We start from the raw sequence: 397 nt of genomic DNA, 5'->3' as shown, positions 1-397 counted from the left end.
TCATAAATGAACCATTTTTAAAGATTCTTTTTCAAGAACACTTAAAGATGGTGGAGCTAAGCAGGATCGAACTGCTGACCTCCTGCGTGCAAGGCAGGCGCTCTCCCAGCTGAGCTATAGCCCCATCAAGGTGTCGATACTGTTGCCAATCTCCTGGGAGGAAGATTGGTGGGTCTGAGTGGACTTGAACCACCGACCTCTCGCTTATCAGGCGAAYGCTCTAACCACCTGAGCTACAGACCCAGCATCGTCTCTTAAACTGTATAAACCATCAATCTGTGTGGACACTCATCGTGAGTAATCATCGTATAAGGAGGTGATCCAGCGCCAGGTTCCCCTAGCGCTACCTTGTTACGACTTCACCCCAGTCATGAACCACAAAGTGGTGAGCGTCCCC

General features: G+C 49.7%; 2 tRNA genes and 1 rRNA gene. All 3 read right to left on the bottom strand.

The window, feature by feature from the left end:
- Positions 1 to 48 precede the first annotated feature (48 nt).
- Positions 49 to 124: transfer RNA gene (locus L1D23_RS22180), tRNA-Ala, on the bottom strand.
- A gap of 42 nt (positions 125 to 166) precedes the next feature.
- A tRNA-Ile gene (locus L1D23_RS22175) sits at positions 167 to 243 on the bottom strand.
- 66 nt (positions 244 to 309) lie between these two features.
- Positions 310 to 397, bottom strand: a 16S ribosomal RNA gene (locus L1D23_RS22170); the annotation flags it as partial.

The sequence above is a fragment of the Vibrio sp. Isolate24 genome (genome assembly GCF_022398215.1).
GTDB classification, from domain to species: Bacteria; Pseudomonadota; Gammaproteobacteria; order Enterobacterales; family Vibrionaceae; genus Vibrio; species Vibrio coralliilyticus_A.
The sequence above is the reverse complement of the archived record's forward strand: the minus strand, read 5'-3'. Positions and strand labels throughout refer to the sequence as shown.